Origin of the sequence: Candidatus Poriferisocius sp., assembly GCF_965219815.1 — a bacterium.
Taxonomy (GTDB): Bacteria; Actinomycetota; Acidimicrobiia; order Acidimicrobiales; family Bin134; genus Poriferisocius.
The window spans coordinates 2439482-2454584 of record NZ_OZ244791.1 but is presented as its reverse complement, the minus strand read 5'-3'; the positions used below and the strand labels follow the sequence as shown (position 1 = coordinate 2454584).

The following is a 15103-nucleotide window of genomic DNA, read 5'->3' as shown; positions in this document are numbered from 1 at the left end:
GTGCCCCAGGATGAACGACAGCCTGCGCTGGTCCGCAATCGCCATGGCAGCGGTGCCTTCCGCCGACGGCTGCGGATGATCGCCCCCGACCCACAAACGGTGGTGGTCGGCCTTGAGGACGACATGCACCACTACGAGGCAGCGCTCACCCATGACGGCCGCCATATCACCAATGCGTCCGCCGCCGGGCCCAGGATGCCCTGGGAACCGTGCTCCGGCGCACTCGACCAGCTCCAGGCCCTGGTGGGCTGCCCGCTGACCACCACCGCGTCGGAGGTGTTCGCCTGGACCGACGTCCGCCAGCAATGCACTCACCTCTATGACGCTGCCGTTCTCGGGGTGCTCCACGCTGCCCGGGGGCGAGTCGGCACCCGCCAATACGACGCCACCGTGCCCGACTGGGACCAGCCCCCGTTCGAGGCCTGGATCGAGCGGGACGGGATCGAGGTCTGCCGCTGGCGGATGGCCGCGACCCTGGAGATCGAATCACCTGAGCCGTTCGGCGGTCGTCAGCTCAAGGGCGGGTTCGTCCGCTGGTGCGAGGAGGTGTTGGATCCCGAGGCCGCCGAGGCCGCCTGGGTGCTCCAGCGCACCGTATGGCTGTCGGGCGCCCGCCGGGTGGAACTGGAGGACTGTGACGACGCCATCGTCTCCGGGCTGATCCCAAACGTCTGCTGGACATCACAGCCCGAGCGCTATCACGTGGCCTTTCGGCGCCGGGGAACGCTGCGCGATCACGGTCCCAGCGCCAATGAGATGCTTGTGGACATGCCGACCCGTTGGCCCCGACTCCACGGCACCTGAGAGACTCAGCGGTATGGCGATGAGAGAAACGGGGGAACCGCTGTTCGCCGAGCAGTTCCAATCCATCGTCTCCAATATCGGCAAGGCCATCATGGGCAAGCCCGATGTGCTGGACTTGGCCGTTACCTGCCTGCTGGCCGAGGGGCATCTGCTCATCGAAGACGCCCCCGGTGTGGGCAAGACGAGCCTGGCCAAGGCTCTGGCCATCACCGTGCAGGCTGAGTTCGGCCGCATCCAATTCACCCCCGACCTGCTCCCCTCCGATGTGGTGGGGGCCACGATCTGGAACCGAGCGGCCAATTCGCTGGACTTCCAGCCCGGACCGGTGTTCTCCGGGATCGTGGTGGCCGACGAGATCAACCGCGCCTCGCCCAAGACCCAGTCGGCCTTGTTGGAATCCATGGCCGAGCGACAGGTCACGGTGGACGGCACCACCCACAGCCTCCCCCGGCCGTTCATGGTGATCGCCACCCAGAATCCCCTTGAGCACGAGGGCACCTATCCGCTGCCGGAAAGCCAGCTTGACCGGTTCTTGATGCGAATCGAGGTGGGCTACCCCTCGAAGCAGGACGAGCTTGAGATTCTCGACGCCCATGGCACTGACAACCCTTTGGACACCCTTCGCCCGGTGGTGGATTCGCAGACGGTGAGCATGCTGGCCGACCACGCCAGCAAGGTGTTCATGGCTCCGGGGATCAAGCGCTATCTGGTGCAGATCGCCAACGCCACTAGAGACCACCCCAGCCTCATCTTGGGGATGTCTACCCGGGCAACCCTCGCACTTCAGCGGGCGAGCCGGGTTCGGGCCGCTGCTCAGGGGCGGGACTACGTGCTTCCCGACGACGTGAAGCATCTGGCTGTACCCGTATTGGCCCATAGGCTGCTGTTGGATCCCCAGGCTCGGGCTCGAGGCACTCCAGCCACTCGCATCGTCGAAGACATCATGAGCTCGGTTCCGGCCCCCGTCGACTAGAACTAGTCCCACCATGCTCACCCCTTCCGGCTGGCTGCTGCTGATCGGGTCGGCGCTGCTGATAGCCGCAGGCTGGGTGTTCGGCTCCAGCGAGTTGCTGGCCGTAGGCGTCGCCGGCACCGCGGTGGCTGTCCTCGCGTTGGCCTACGTCAAGGTCTGCCCTCCTTTGCGGGCGATGTCCCGGTCGCTCAAACCGCAGCAAATACACGTGGGCAGCGAGTGCCATGTGCAGTTGGAGCTGGCCAACCCCAGCCGCTTCCGCACCCCGGTGCTGCGACTGGCCGACGAAATCTCGTTTTCCACCAAGAACTCGATGAGCGATTTCCGGTCACCAGACCTGCTGGTGGCTCCGGTGTCGTCGGGCGACAGGTTGACGGTGAGCTACCGATTGCCTACCGAAGAGAGAGGTCGGGCCATTACCGGGCCGCTCACCCTGACAGTGGCCGATCCTCTGAGCATGGCAGCCCGGCATTTCCTGGTCGGGAGCAAAGCCGAAGCGCTGGTCTACCCGGCAGTGGTCCCGATCAAGCCTCCCCCCCGCCTGCCCGGAAACACCTTCGACGCCGTTCGGCGCAGCCCCATGGCCCAAAGCGGCGACGAGCTGTACGGATTGCGCCCGTTCCAGAGGGGAGACGACCCGCGGCATATTCACTGGCGGTCGTCCGCCCATCACGACGAGCTGATCGTCCGCCAGTTCGAGGAGTTCTCCCACACTCACACCACCGTCTTGCTGGATACTCGGAGCGCGGAGTTAGACGCTGAGGCCGGCTTTGAGCGTTTCGAGGCCATGGTGTCGGCCGCGGCCAGCATCTGTCGGGCCAGCCTGCGCCGGGGAGACCAAACCCGTCTGACCACGACCGCTGACTACGACAGCGGATTTGGGTGTGATTCGGCTCACCTTCACAAGATCTACGAGCACTTGGCCCTCGTCAGCCCCGACGTCGGCAGTTTGATCGGTGCGGTTGAGCGGCTGGGACGAGAGCACGGCGGCGGGCTGGTGGTGGCCGTTGTCGCTGAAGCGGACGGCACCGAGGCCGGATCGCTGACGCCGCTGGGCTCGCAGTTCACCTCCAAGACGGTGGTGCTGTTCACCGCTGCTGAGCAGGCGCAAGCGGGGCGCTTGCCCCCTACTTTCGTCCCGGGGACGGCCTTGCTGCCTGTGGATGAACCCTCGGGATTTGCCGAAGCATGGGCAACGCATACGGCCTCCCATGAGGAGTTTTCGACACCGCCCTTCCCGGCTGCATCTACTGCCTTCGATCACCGACCATGATCACCTCTCGTATATCAGGCGCGTGGGAAGCAGCCCTGGAGGCCACCGGCCCGGTCCTGACCGCGGCCACCGCCTTCAGCCTCATTCGGGTGTTTGAAGGAGATAGCTGGGTTCTGCCGGTATACGTTGCCGCAGCCATTAGCCATCTGCTGGCCATTGCCATCCGCCGCATAGGTTGGGGAATGCTGGTTTCCGCACTGGCCAGTGGCGTCGGTTTGGTCCTGACGGTGACATGGTCCCACTACTGGAGCACCGTTTTCTGGGGCATTCCAGCGGGAAACACCTGGGCTGAGCTGGGCGACGATCTGGAGCAGGCCTGGACGGTATTCGGCGAACTCAGCCCCCCGGTGACGCCGCGCGACGGCTTCACCGTGAGTGCTATGGCCGCGTTGTGGCTGCTGGCCTTTGTCTACGACTGGGCCGCCATGAGAACACGGGCTCTGTTCGAGCCAATGGTGCTGCCCATCGCCGCCACCGGCTTCGCGGGGTTGGTGGGCGGCGACCAACACCGGGTCTTGACCATCGGTGTGTTCACCGGGGCCCTGCTGTTGTTCGCCTCGATTCACCGAGTGGCGGCCCGAACCGCCGATGCCCGGTGGTTGGGGGGCGAGGGGCGGGCTTCGTCTGGGCGCCGGGCGCTATTGGTCGGAAGCTCGGCAATCGCAGGCGTCGCACTGATTGGGGCCCTTGCCGCCGGCCCGGTTCTGGGCACCCAAGATGATCCGATCGTCGATCTGACCGAAGCCGTCAACCGGGGCCAGAGGACTTCGGGAAGGGTGGTGATCAGCCCCCTGGTCGACATCAGGGGCCGACTGGTGAACCAAGGCGATGCGGTGATGTTCCGGGTGCGGGCTGAAGATCGGTCTTATTGGCGCCTTACCTCGTTGGATCAATTCGACGGTCGGGTGTGGACTTCCCGAGCCGACTATGCCGCCCAACCCACGCAGCTGCCCACGCTCTTCCAGTCGGGCACCAGCGTGCTCGAGTCGGTCCAGCATTTCAGCATCGAGCAGCTGGGCGCGGTGTGGGTCCCCGCAGCCTTCGAACCCCGGTCGTTGACATCCGGAGCATCCGAAACAATCGATATCAGCTACGAGCCCTCATCCTCCACCCTCATCGTGGGGCGATCGATGGTCAGTTCCAACGGGCTCACCTACACCGTGTCGTCGGCGTTGCCGCGATTCGACCCCGAGGCGCTCAAAGCCATCCCACTTGATACCGCCTTGATTCCCGAAGTGGAGTCGTACACCGCGCTGCCTTCCGACTTCAGTCCTCGGGTGCAGGACTTGGCTACCCAGCTGACTGCCGGAGCCGGTTCGGGCTATGAGCAGGCGCTGGCCCTCCAGGCATTCTTCCGCAACGGGGACTTCATCTATGACGCCAATGTGGCCCCCGGCCATTCCGAGAACCGCATCGAGGAGTTCTTGAGCAACCGACGGGGATACTGCGAGCAGTTTGCCGGGACGTTTGCCGCCATGGCCCGGTCGGTGGGCCTGCCGGCTCGAGTGGCGGTGGGCTTCACGGTGGGCGAAGCCGACCCCGACGACCCGAACCTCTACGTAGTCAGCGGAAGGCACGCCCATGCTTGGCCCGAGGTTTATTTGGCCGGTGCGGGATGGGTAGCGTTCGAACCCACACCGGGCCGCGGCGCACCCGGTGCCCAGAACTACACCGGAATAGCCGAGGACCAGGCCATCGGCGCCTCGGAAATCGCTCCGGTTGAGGATGACCTGAACCTCGATTCCCCGTTCGCTCCCGACAACCCCACCGACTTCGAGAGCCTTTTCCCCCCTGAATCCCCGGACTTGGACAACCCCCTGGTCGATTTCGGGAGCAACCGAGGCGGAGGGATGACCTGGATGACTTGGATAGCGATATTGGCCCCGGTGCTGGCCGTGCTGCTCATTCTGCTCATCCCCTGGTTCAAGCAGGTCCAAAGTCAGCGGCGATTCCTCAAGATCACTGGCAATCGGGGCAAGATCAGACTGCTGTGGACGGAAACGGTGGAATCACTGGCCCTCATCAACATGACGCCCCGATTGGACGAGACCTATGCCGAGTTTGCCCGTCGGGCCATTGAGCAAGTCCCGCTTCACAGCCCTGACCTGCGACAACTGGGCGAACTTGCCGCAGCCGCAACGTTCGCCCCCTCAGAGCCCAGCGATCGGAATCAGTGGCTGGCCCGGACGTGGTCGCTGTCGGTGCGGGCCGAGGTGAACTTCCGGGTGAGCCGGGGGCAGAAGCTGGCCGCGGCCTTCAACCCTCAGCCGCTCTTCGGCTCGCGATGGCGAGGACGGCGCGGCCCCAGCTGGACCATTGGACCCTGATAGCTGGGGCTTGTTTGCTGGGCCCCTGATTTCTGGGGCCTGTTTGCTGGGGCTTGATTGCTGGCAGTCTGTCCGAGCTAGTCGCGCTCGGATTGCTCCGCGCCACCGCGACGCAGTCGATTGAGTATTCGACGGCCCGGTGAGCGCAAGTAGTTGCTCACGTCGCCACGGTTGATGCTGTCACTGATCTGTTGCAGCCCGAACCGCCCAAGCTGGCGCAGGTTGCTCCACCCCCACAGCGATGCCGCCAACATGACCAAGAAGCCAAGGAAAGACAGCCAGTACGAGGTTGAGAGGGTCACGATCATGAACACCAGCCCCGCTATGCAGCCCAGCACCGCCAGTCGGAGATTGCGGGCCGGATGGGTGAACACCGTGGTCCGGCCGACTTCGCGGGCCAGTGCGGGGTCGGTTTCATAGAGCCGTTCCTCTATTTCACTGAGGATGCGTTGCTCGTCCTCGGAAAGTGGCACTTGCTAAGTGTCTCACAGGCCGACCCTTGAGACAATGCCAGCTATCTGCGCCAAAGGGGTTGTCGGACTCAACCCAGCCGGGTCCAGCCGGTTTGTCGAGGGCCGGCGTCGGCGATTCCTCCGGTGTGAATCGCCTCGGTTCCAAAGCGGTCTCTGATGCGGTCAACGGCCCGGTCCACGTCGTGCCATGAAGGAGCGCCGGCATCCTCCAGGGAAAGCTGGCGCTGACCGGGGTCTTCAAGCTCCGACACTCCTACCCCTATGAGGCGAACACCTGGGTCCACATCCACTTCCTCCAACAGCCGCTTGGCCTCCCGGGCCAACACCACCCCCGAGTCAACCGGACTCGCCAGGGTGTGAGACCGGGTGATGGTGGTGAAGTCCCCGAAGCGGACTTTGATGGTGACCGTCCGCCCCGCCACCCTTGCCGTCCGCAGTCGGGAGGCCACCGAATCGCTCAAGGCAACCAACTCCGCTCCAAGGGCGTCGTGGGTGTGTACGTCGCGGGGAAACGTCTTCTCATGGCTCATCGACTTGGGTGCTGTCTCGGGAATCACCGGACGGGGGTCCACCGCATTGGCCAAGCTGTGCAGATGCTGGCCGTGGGCCTTGCCGACGACCTGCTCAAGGCGCTCAAGGGGAAACTGGGCCAACTCCCCGATTGTGGCGATCCCAATCCGGCTGAGGCGGGCCAAGGTGGCCGGGCCCACCCCCCAGATGTCGCTCACCGGGCGAGGGGCCAAGAACGCCCGCTCCTCGCCCACCGGCACCTCGAACACGCCCACACCCTCCGACGGTCCCGACCGGGTGGGCTCGGGCTTGGCCAGCTTGGAGCCCAGTTTGGCCAAGAACTTGATCGCAGCCACCCCCACCGCGCAGTTGATGCCCTCTTCCTCGCGGACCTGTCCTCGGATCAAATGGCCTATCTCGACTGGGCGGCGATGGGCCCCGGCGACATCCAGGAAGGCCTCGTCAAGCGACAAGGGCTCGACCAGCGGAGTGAACGACCGGAGGATGACCATGATGCGCCCGCTCACCTCCTGGTAGAGCTGGTGGTCGCCGGGCAAGAAGACGATCTCGGGGCACAGTCGGCGGGCCTGCCCTGCGGGCATGGCCGATGAGACCCCATACGATCGGGCCTCGTAGGAGGCCGACGCCACCACTCCCCGACTCCCCGAACCGCCTACTGCCACCGGCAAGCCCCGCAACTCAGGACGCCGCAGCATCTCTACCGACACAAAGAAGGCATCCATGTCCACGTGCAGGATGGTGCCCGATTGGGTATCGCCGCTTTGAGTGCTCTGCGCCATTGCCAGGTGGGACTACGAGAGACGGGCCACGGTGAGGCCGTCGATCTCGGTGCCGGTCACCTGATAGCGATAGCTCAGCATTTGGCTGGGACGCTGGCGACACCACTCCAGCAGCGGCTCGCGTACCCAGCGAGGGCTCTGCACCAAGTGGGCCTCGCACTCTTCATGATCGTAGAAATCAGCGTGCTCCACGATGCCGTCGGGATCCTCCAGCACGATCTCCCCGTTCCAGTCCACCGCCCGGTGGGCTTCCACTCGGAGGCGCCATCCCAGATCGGTGAAATCCACGGTGATCTCATACAGCGGCCCCTCCCAGAGACTTACCTGGATGCCGGTCTCTTCCAGCACTTCCCGGCCCAGCGCCTCCAACAGGGTCTCTCCGGGATCGACCACCCCGCCGGGTGTGCTCCACTCCACTGAATCGTTCCGGCGCCGGTTCCGCACCAGCAGCAGCTGCTCCCCCCGCAAGACCACTCCCCCGGCCACCTCCCAATCCCGAACTCGCCCCGGCACCTCCCCAGTATGGCCCGACCCAGCGACAACCTGCTCTGAGGTCAACTCAGCAGCACAGGCATTGATGCTCGCCGTGGTCCGCTACGGAGAGGGCCCCGAGGCTCTGATGTCAGCTGGAGCTCAGCTCAGCAGCACAGGCTCAACGTTGCAGGGCCGATGGTTGCTGACTCCCACATCGGGGAAGAGGTCACACTCGTGGGGAGGCGATTTGGACTTGGATTTCCAGGGTGGGAGATCGGCGCAAGGCTCGGGTGGCGGTCGCAACTCGTAGGTGCCGTTCTTGTTTCGATGCACAACCCAGCCGTCGTCGTGGATGCTGTGGTGGCAGCCGGTGCACACCAGCACCAGGTTGTCGATGTCGGTGAGCCCGCCTCGGAACCATTCGGTGATGTGATGCACCTCGCACCATGCCGCCGAGCGGCCGCATCCGATGCAGTGCTTGTCCCGGACGATCAGAGCAGCCCGCTGGGCGTCGGTAGCCGAGCGGTACTTGCGCCCCACCCACAGTTCCTGGCCCTCAGTGTCGAACACAGCAGGCAGGATGTCGGCGTTGCAGCCCAGCCGCAGAGCCTCAGACAGAGGCAGAGGCGTACCGTCGAGCAGGCGGGCATCGGCCAGCTTCTGATTAAGCGAGTCCCAATCGGCAGTCACCACCAGGGTGGTGCCCTGCGGCTTGCGATCGCCAGACTCGGCGCAGACCAGATTCTCCAGGGCATCGGCCAGGCGCTGGTTGAACGTAGCCTGATCGGCCGCCGCCTTGTCGCTCTGGTTGTTCCGCAGACGGCGTTCCTCATCGGCCAACGCAGCCTCGATCCGATTCCCAGCGACGGGGTCGAACCGGCCGTTCAGGATGAACATGCCGTCGTCGGGCGACTTGAAGAAGCTCAAGTCGCGGCGCTCCCGTTGCTTGGCCATCAGCGACTTGCCGTCGTCGCCCGATTGCTCATGCTGGTGGTCGCGCAACGTCCGGGAGAAGGTGCCGAAGTCTTGGTGTCGGGCCGCTTCCACCAGCACGGTCTCGTCAACCGGCCCCTGGGAAGCGGCCTTGGCGATCTGCTTGGCATGGTCCGCGGGAATGTCCCCGGCACCCAGCGCGTCGAGGGTTTCAGGAACCTGGGAAAACTGGGAGGCGGTCTCCACCTCCCGCCGAGCCTGCTGCTTGGAGGCCTGAAGCTCTTCCAATGCCACCCGGCGGGCCAAACCCTTGCCTCCCCGGTTGGAATACGCAGCCAGCGTGGCCGTCTTCATCGCGGCCAGTCGAGCCTCAGCCTTCTTGATCAACCCCAGCCGAGCCCGCAACTCCGACAACGACAACCCATCAACATCAACCACCTCCGGCCAAACCACCCCAGAAGGCATGTCTCCAGCCCGTTTCCCCTGCTCAAGAGGCCCAAACTCCATGCATGCAAGTATACCGACCCCAGTGACAACATCCCCTCAAATGAGCGTGAACAGGCTAATTTATCTTGTAATTTGTTGAATTCTATTTGAACATAAGCAACATGGTTCACATTTCTCCACAGTCCACCCCCTATCGCCAACCCTCCGAAACCCTCAATTCCGTCGTGAATGGGGCAAGGGCAGAAGTGCAAGCCCCAAAACAGCTACGACCGCCCGAAGGCGGCCGTAGGAGTCGGCGTTCGGTTAGCAACCTAAGCGCCTTTGATAATTGCAACTCCATCATAACTTCAGCAGCGCGAACGCGCGCACCAGAGAGCCAGAATCGTGCTTGACGCCGCGTCGAATCTCAAGCCCTCTGGGTTCGCAGATCTACTCGGACTAGCTGACTAAGGCCAGTCGACATACAGCCTGGCCTCCTGAGAGTTTGCCGCGGTCGCTGCTCCTTGCAGACACCTGTTCAGGCCGCGTCAATCTTCACCGGCGGGACGCCAATCAGTTCTTCGAACTTCTCTGGTGTCGAGAGCTTGTCCACAAGCAGGTCGATCCAAGCTTGGCTGTACAGGTAGCGCTTTAGGCTCATGATGTACTCCACGTACTTGATGTCCAGCGTCCCGTCCGGTTCGCCGCGTTCGGGTCGCACCCCCAGAGTCCTTGTCAACTGTGCGTGCTGGTTAGCGTTGAGCTTGAAACCAGTCCGTCGTTGCACCTCCTTGATGACCAGTGTAGCGATGGAATTATGGCGAGCTGTCGGTTTGGTCAGAACGACATATCTGTCGAGGGTTTCTTCGAGCTCCGTGGGCACTTCGCCGGGTCGAACGAAATACGACACAACATCAGGGCTTGTCCCCGAAGCCGGTACGGTGGGGATGAATGCGACACGCATCATGTAGGTGGGGTCTGCGAGGAGGTCAGCAGTCGCTTCATAGGCTCGGGCGAGCACAGCCTGTACGTCAAGCGGTAGCGATGCTTGGAGCTTCTTGCGTGACCCAAGCACGTCGGGGTCCCGGAAGCCTGAGAGTTGCAATGGCACCGATAGCTTCTCTCCGAGCGCGTATTCGGCGCCGAAGAGGTCCACGAGGACGGTCTCGGTCTTCAGCAGCCCTGCCTGTGCCAGTGGAATGACGACGTAGTCGAGTGCTGGAAGGTGCCGATGCGCGACAGCGTTCCGAATCTCGACCCAACGTGCAAGGTTCTCCCGGATGCCGCGGTACTCAGGATCGGCGAATGCTCTGCCAATCAATTCAAGCGTGTCCAGCGACTGCTCGGTGCCATCAATGAGAGTCGGCTGACCAGACGAGTCAAGTCGCCTCCATTCTTTGCCCTCTCGCTGAAGCAGCGCCAACGCAAGACTGTTCCATGCAGTGACGAACAGCAACGAGAATGCTCCAGTTCGAAACGCGCTCGTTGGGTCGTTCCAGATGCGCAGCGCTTCGAGGCAAGAGGCCCTGGCCTGTTGTAGCTGGACCTGCCACTCGACTTCCTCTGCACCGACGGGGTGCGCGCCCAGCGACACGATCTGTGTCTCGAGGTCGGCGATGCGGTCTGTCTGCCGCGAGCGCCGCGATGTCTCTACACCAAGCGTTCCCCGGATGAAGCGGTCGAACCTCCGGCCATGAGAAGACCCATCATCCCAAGTCTCTCGTTCCAACTGGCTCTTGGAGACTCCGTTGCCGTTGTCCCACAGCGCAAGGAGTTTTCTGGCAAGTTCAACGTCTGCGTCACTCGGGGGCTGGGACATTCGGTCACGGTACCTTGATCGCAATCACCGGCCCCCGATACACAAATGGATGCCACGGCGATGTACAACCCCGTGATTTGTGCGAGGACACCACAGTTTGGGCGCTCATTGTGGGAGGAAGATCAGACATTTGCTCCAGCTCTGCGTGGTTCATTCAGACATTGGGGCCCCGTTGATGGGAGCATCCTCCATGTGCTCTATGACACGATCCAGCCTTCTCTCCATGCGGCTGACATGGCGGTCGATCACCCAGTCGCGAACAGGCGACACAAAGAGCATCAAGAGCGCCATGACGACAGCAATCCATTGTTTCGCTGGCCTCGGCAGCAAGCGCAAGAGGATTGAAAACCCCATAGTTCAAGACTACGAACAGCAGTGACAATTGGTCTGGGATTCCTCCACGAGCATCCCCCCTCTCGGCTGGTTGCCGCATTCGGGAGACCTTCGTGTAACAGACGGAGCAGGACAGGCCGTCAGGGAGGTCCAGGAGACGGCTAACGAAGGGGTTTGGGAATCGCTGTCGGTGTGTGCCTGCCCAAAACGGCGTACCGGGCAAGGGCCAATGCGGCTGACACAAACGCCGGCATGCAGCCGGCCCCTGCGGCTTCTTTTGGCCGGGCTTTCTCCATGACCCTGTCGGTAGCGTCCCACGCCTGACGCTCCAGCCAGACAACTTGCTTGAAGGCCGCTTCCCGGTCCTCCTCGACAGCCTCGACCATCGTCTCCACGTTGGCGCTCAACCCGGTCATCGTGAGGTTGGCGGACCCCGCCAGCACTGCGATCGGCTTCCCCTCAGGCCCTTCTACGGCGAACACCTTGGAATGGGCGATGGCAGCCCCATTCTTGTTCTTGTCAGTCCGGTACCAATTAAGAATCCGAACGTCGGGGCGCGAGATGAACTCCGCGGCTTCGGCGGCATCGCTGGCTTCGAAGTTGTCCATCCCGGTTCGCAGGTCACCGACCACCACCGTCACGGGCCTCTTCACTGCCCTGCGCGCCAGCCATGCCAGCCCCGCCATCGACGTGTACCCGGTTACGACGTGGAGATGCCCAGCCGGGTGGTCAGCCAAGAACCGCTCGATCCGTGACATCGCATGAGAATCAAAGCCAGGTCCCATAGAGCCAAGTGCCGAGCATCGTAGAGGGAAGAGGCATCTGTCCTACAACCTCAGAAACAGCCGACTTGTGATCAAAGCACCTGCCTAGTTCCGGAAATCTTCAAGACTCTAACAGCCGCCCCAAACCGGGTCTTCGCGTTGAAGCTGGGACCGGGGTGATTTGAGGGTCCGCCACTGAGGGTGGGGGCCTCGCCGATTCTTGTGACTGTCACATAGTCCAGGAGGCGGGAGGCCCCTGGTGGTTGAAGCTAGTGCGGCGGCGTGGTTCGGCGCGGCCGGTTTGGAGGTGACCGGCGTCGAGGAGGTGCACGGCGCAAACGTCGAGCAGGAACCTCACAAACCGCTGACCGGCAGCCGCTCATGCACATCCTCACCGGCAATGGAGCGATGCGCATAGAGCAGGCAGGCTTGAATGTCCTCGGGCTCCAATAGGGAGTATTCGCGAAGAATCGTCTCAGCTGAATCACCCGCAGCGAGCATGCCGAGAACATGCTCCACCGCGATCCGCAGATCGCGGATAATCGGCTTGCCACCAAAGACATCCTGACGGACCGCGATGCGATCCATGAGCTGACGCGCCGGAACCATGCCTACTCCCAAAAGGACTTTGGAACCACGCTAGCCGTCGGCAGCCAGCGCCGACCCAATCCCTTTTCTGGAACGGAGGGACGGACTCAGCCAACTCGTCGCCGCGCAAAGCAGGAGGATGGCGGACAAGACCCTCTTAGACCTAAGTGATCGGAGGCATCCGTGATGGCGTGACCCTCTGCTTTCGGTTGGCATCCGTGTGTGTGGCCAAATGCTGAGGAATTGTTGCGTTTCGCGCTTGAATACGAGAGAGTGAGTGCGTGACGTCCGCCAATTTGGATCCCGAACACCAGCAGAAAGAGCGCGAAGTGGGATCGTTCACTTTCAGGCCTGTTCCTACAGATGAGTGGCTCGGAGATGTGTTCTACCGCGAGTACATCGGTGCTTCGGGAGAACCGAAGGGCATTATTCCGCAAGACTAGGTTCATCCGCTCGGGGCAGGCTCGAAGACCGTCCGGTCGCAGGTGAACACAGCTTCGGTCCCCACAGCATCTACCACCTCAAGCCTCCACACAGGCAGCCCGGTTTCTCTGCGGTCGACGATCACCGGATCAGAAGTGAGCTTCAGCGTGTCGATCCACTCGACCTCTGGGATCCTGAAACGCACCAAGTCTCCCTCTTTCAGTGGTTGGACCGCATTTGCATTGAACTCATGGGTGTGGAGGCGATCCAAGAGGTTGAGAAGCTGGTCTTCGGCAGCGGCGGAACCCAGCGGCCTCTTCAGTGCCCGGTACTGCCTTTGGGCGCACATCACCCAGTCACCCAAGTTCTGCTCCCACAGGTCGGTCACATAGCCGTGGCCACCAAGCTCGTATCCCACCCCTCTGAGGAGATGGCCCAAAGCCGTGATCAAGTTCATCTGGTAGGTCAACCGGGGATCCTCGAGCGCCCTTCCTCTTGTGCCAATGACCCCCTCGGCAACCCTCTGGAAGCCGGTGATCTGCTCCATCAAATCCGCGGGTCCGCCAAAATGAATGTCGATGGCACTAGATGGCACATTGGGGAGGCTTCCCGACGTGAGATGCACGATCCCGAGAGCATCAGTGCGAGCCCCCGCGTTTCCTCGACTCCCTGCCAGCAAAACTCTGGCATTGCTGACGGTCAGGGTTAGCCACGCAACGTAGGTGTTGTGGTCTCGACGGGTCCTGTGCGGCAGCAACCAATAGTTCAGCCGAGGGTGGAGCACATAGAAAGCAGCGATTATCGCGACCACCGCTGAGACGCCGCCTGCAATATTGGCTGCCTTGACCGAACCCTCTTGGCTCCAAAAGACGACTAGACCGATGATCGAAGGGGGAATCGTGAAGATGGCAGCCTTCAGGTAAGCAACCCGACCCGCATGCTTGATGCGAGTCAGCCAACCCTTGATTCCGACCAAGATGCCCATTCTGCTTGAAATATATCGAGATATATTGGAATGTCAACGCATCTGCGCGACGGTCGCGGGGTGGGAGCTAGGCGATGCTGGCTGACTGCCTACCCATTGAGAGCTGGGTTCTCGCGGCCATCTCGGAGTAGATGCCGCTGGTCGATGATCTCAGTCTGGCAGTTGCTCAGAGGTTTCAGGAGAGCGATCTCTCCGCCGCGAGCAGCTTGCAGCGGCTAGCCGCGGCCCGCCAGGTCATCCAGCAGCGAGGCGACGCGGCGGCGGTGTCCCTCTGCTCCTCCGGGGTGGGTGGCGGCAGTCTCTTGTTCGTAGCTTTTCTCGTAGGGGCCGTCCGGCAAAAGGAACAGGTCCCACTGAAAATGCGGATCGAGGCTTTGGTGGCATTCGCTACACAGGGTGATGAGGTTCTCGTCGATTGTGAGCCCGCCTTGGGAGAAGGGCCTGATGTGGTGAGCCTGGAGTTCAATTTCAGGCCAAGCGGACTGCCTTTTGTGACATATCTTGCACTGATAGCCGTCGCTATCGAGGATGCGCCTTTTCTGCCTCGGTCTGAGACGGCGCTTCGTGACTTCCCGGGACTTCGGATCGTAGTGCCTGAATCCCACGCCACCGTTGGATGCGACCGGATGCGGCTCCAAGTCCACGGCGAAGTACTTGCGTGCGATGTCCTCGGCAATGAAAGCGTTGCCACCGACCCCAAAAAATACCAAGACCCCCAGGTCGTCATTGACGGCAATCCAGCCTTGTTCTTGCCACAGTCGCGAATACTTCTCGGGTTCGACAGGCACCGCCCTGCGCAGTTCAATGCCCTTGTCGAGCGAGTATTCCTCAGAGAGACCAGCCCAGCGTGAAAAGAACCCCAACATCTCCCCGGTGCCCGTCTTGAACAGCGTCGCGGCGTAATAGGAAATGTCCGGATAGATCTCCGTGAGGCTGCGGACGAGCGCATCGAACCTGTCGGGCCGATCCCTGCTGTCTATCGAGGTCACGGTCACAAGATACGCCTCCCTCCGCAGCCACAAAACAGATTTTCGGCCACTCGGACAAGGGGGCAGAGCCCTAGTCGCGACGGTCCGCAGCCGACCGCCCACAAGGGTTTCCGACCTGCGATTCCGCGCCAATCTCCCGTTCGGCGGACGTCGACAAAAGGACTCAAAATCCCGAAGGTGAATCTCCCCGGGTGTCGCGCAGGCTACGC

15 protein-coding genes are annotated in these 15103 nt (G+C 62.5%); 5 read left to right on the top strand and 10 right to left on the bottom strand.

Annotation, left to right across the window (positions count from 1 at the left end):
* From ACOQPI_RS11785 to ACOQPI_RS11770, 4 genes are read left to right on the top strand one after another with little or no spacing between them, the layout of a single operon-like run.
* On the top strand, window positions 1-804 hold the full coding sequence (locus ACOQPI_RS11785; protein ID WP_420619824.1) for a DUF2889 domain-containing protein: 804 nt from the start codon (window positions 1-3) through the stop codon (window positions 802-804).
* Between the two features lie 19 nt (window positions 805-823).
* Window positions 824-1777: an AAA family ATPase gene (locus ACOQPI_RS11780; RefSeq protein ID WP_420619823.1), complete on the top strand. Its 954-nt coding sequence runs from the start codon at window positions 824-826 to the stop codon at window positions 1775-1777.
* Between the two features lie 13 nt (window positions 1778-1790).
* Window positions 1791-3050, top strand: coding sequence for a DUF58 domain-containing protein (locus ACOQPI_RS11775; protein WP_420619822.1), 1260 nt, complete (start codon window positions 1791-1793; stop codon window positions 3048-3050).
* Window positions 3047-5377, top strand: a complete 2331-nt coding sequence (locus ACOQPI_RS11770) for a transglutaminaseTgpA domain-containing protein (RefSeq protein WP_420619821.1) — start codon at window positions 3047-3049, stop codon at window positions 5375-5377. The genes ACOQPI_RS11775 and ACOQPI_RS11770 overlap by 4 nt, the downstream gene beginning before the upstream one ends.
* 77 nt (window positions 5378-5454) lie before the next feature.
* On the opposite strand, the gene ACOQPI_RS11765 is transcribed toward ACOQPI_RS11770, so the two are convergent.
* From ACOQPI_RS11765 to ACOQPI_RS11730, 8 genes are all read right to left on the bottom strand, one after another.
* Window positions 5455-5850 (bottom strand): DUF3040 domain-containing protein, encoded by a 396-nt coding sequence (locus ACOQPI_RS11765; protein ID WP_420619820.1) that lies wholly within the window; start codon window positions 5848-5850, stop codon window positions 5455-5457.
* Window positions 5851-5918: 68 nt separating this feature from the next.
* On the bottom strand, window positions 5919-7160 hold the full coding sequence (locus ACOQPI_RS11760) for a DNA polymerase IV (RefSeq protein ID WP_420619819.1): 1242 nt from the start codon (window positions 7158-7160) through the stop codon (window positions 5919-5921).
* Between the two features lie 12 nt (window positions 7161-7172).
* Window positions 7173-7673: an NUDIX hydrolase gene (locus tag ACOQPI_RS11755; protein ID WP_420619818.1), complete on the bottom strand. Its 501-nt coding sequence runs from the start codon at window positions 7671-7673 to the stop codon at window positions 7173-7175.
* A 120-nt stretch (window positions 7674-7793) separates the two neighbouring features.
* Window positions 7794-9032, bottom strand: coding sequence for a DUF222 domain-containing protein (locus tag ACOQPI_RS11750; protein WP_420619817.1), 1239 nt, complete (start codon window positions 9030-9032; stop codon window positions 7794-7796).
* A 499-nt stretch (window positions 9033-9531) separates the two neighbouring features.
* A complete protein-coding gene (locus ACOQPI_RS11745; RefSeq protein WP_420619816.1) occupies window positions 9532-10812 on the bottom strand; it encodes a DUF3644 domain-containing protein in 1281 nt (426 codons plus the stop codon).
* A 150-nt stretch (window positions 10813-10962) separates the two neighbouring features.
* Complete coding sequence (locus ACOQPI_RS11740; RefSeq protein WP_420619815.1) at window positions 10963-11103, bottom strand: hypothetical protein; 141 nt, start codon at window positions 11101-11103, stop codon at window positions 10963-10965.
* 203 nt (window positions 11104-11306) lie between these two features.
* Window positions 11307-11903, bottom strand: coding sequence for a phospholipase D family protein (locus ACOQPI_RS11735; RefSeq protein WP_420619814.1), 597 nt, complete (start codon window positions 11901-11903; stop codon window positions 11307-11309).
* Between the two features lie 360 nt (window positions 11904-12263).
* The gene (locus ACOQPI_RS11730) at window positions 12264-12518 is read right to left on the bottom strand and encodes a DUF433 domain-containing protein (RefSeq protein WP_420619813.1); all 255 of its coding nucleotides are present in this window, start codon (window positions 12516-12518) and stop codon (window positions 12264-12266) included.
* Window positions 12519-12778: 260 nt separating this feature from the next.
* Between ACOQPI_RS11730 and ACOQPI_RS11725 the strand changes: the two genes are divergently transcribed.
* On the top strand, window positions 12779-12940 hold the full coding sequence (locus ACOQPI_RS11725; protein WP_420619812.1) for a hypothetical protein: 162 nt from the start codon (window positions 12779-12781) through the stop codon (window positions 12938-12940).
* Between the two features lie 2 nt (window positions 12941-12942).
* Here ACOQPI_RS11725 and ACOQPI_RS11720 read toward each other — a convergent pair whose 3' ends face one another.
* The gene (locus tag ACOQPI_RS11720; RefSeq protein ID WP_420619811.1) at window positions 12943-13515 is read right to left on the bottom strand and encodes a hypothetical protein; all 573 of its coding nucleotides are present in this window, start codon (window positions 13513-13515) and stop codon (window positions 12943-12945) included.
* 605 nt (window positions 13516-14120) lie between these two features.
* Window positions 14121-14894 carry an HNH endonuclease gene (locus ACOQPI_RS11715; protein ID WP_420619810.1) on the bottom strand — a complete coding sequence of 258 codons (774 nt, stop codon included), beginning with the start codon at window positions 14892-14894 and terminating at the stop codon, window positions 14121-14123.
* Between the last annotated feature and the right edge of the window lie 209 nt (window positions 14895-15103).

Coding starts and splice junctions, on each gene's coding strand:
- ACOQPI_RS11780 (WP_420619823.1), top strand. CDS start 824: ATGAGAGAAACGGGGGAACCGCTGTTCGCCGAGCAGTTCCAATCCATC.
- ACOQPI_RS11740 (WP_420619815.1), bottom strand. CDS start 11,103: ATGGCGCTCTTGATGCTCTTTGTGTCGCCTGTTCGCGACTGGGTGATC.
- ACOQPI_RS11750 (WP_420619817.1), bottom strand. CDS start 9,032: ATGCCTTCTGGGGTGGTTTGGCCGGAGGTGGTTGATGTTGATGGGTTG.
- ACOQPI_RS11730 (WP_420619813.1), bottom strand. CDS start 12,518: ATGGTTCCGGCGCGTCAGCTCATGGATCGCATCGCGGTCCGTCAGGAT.
- ACOQPI_RS11760 (WP_420619819.1), bottom strand. CDS start 7,160: ATGGCGCAGAGCACTCAAAGCGGCGATACCCAATCGGGCACCATCCTG.
- ACOQPI_RS11735 (WP_420619814.1), bottom strand. CDS start 11,903: ATGTCACGGATCGAGCGGTTCTTGGCTGACCACCCGGCTGGGCATCTC.
- ACOQPI_RS11745 (WP_420619816.1), bottom strand. CDS start 10,812: ATGTCCCAGCCCCCGAGTGACGCAGACGTTGAACTTGCCAGAAAACTC.
- ACOQPI_RS11775 (WP_420619822.1), top strand. CDS start 1,791: ATGCTCACCCCTTCCGGCTGGCTGCTGCTGATCGGGTCGGCGCTGCTG.
- ACOQPI_RS11770 (WP_420619821.1), top strand. CDS start 3,047: ATGATCACCTCTCGTATATCAGGCGCGTGGGAAGCAGCCCTGGAGGCC.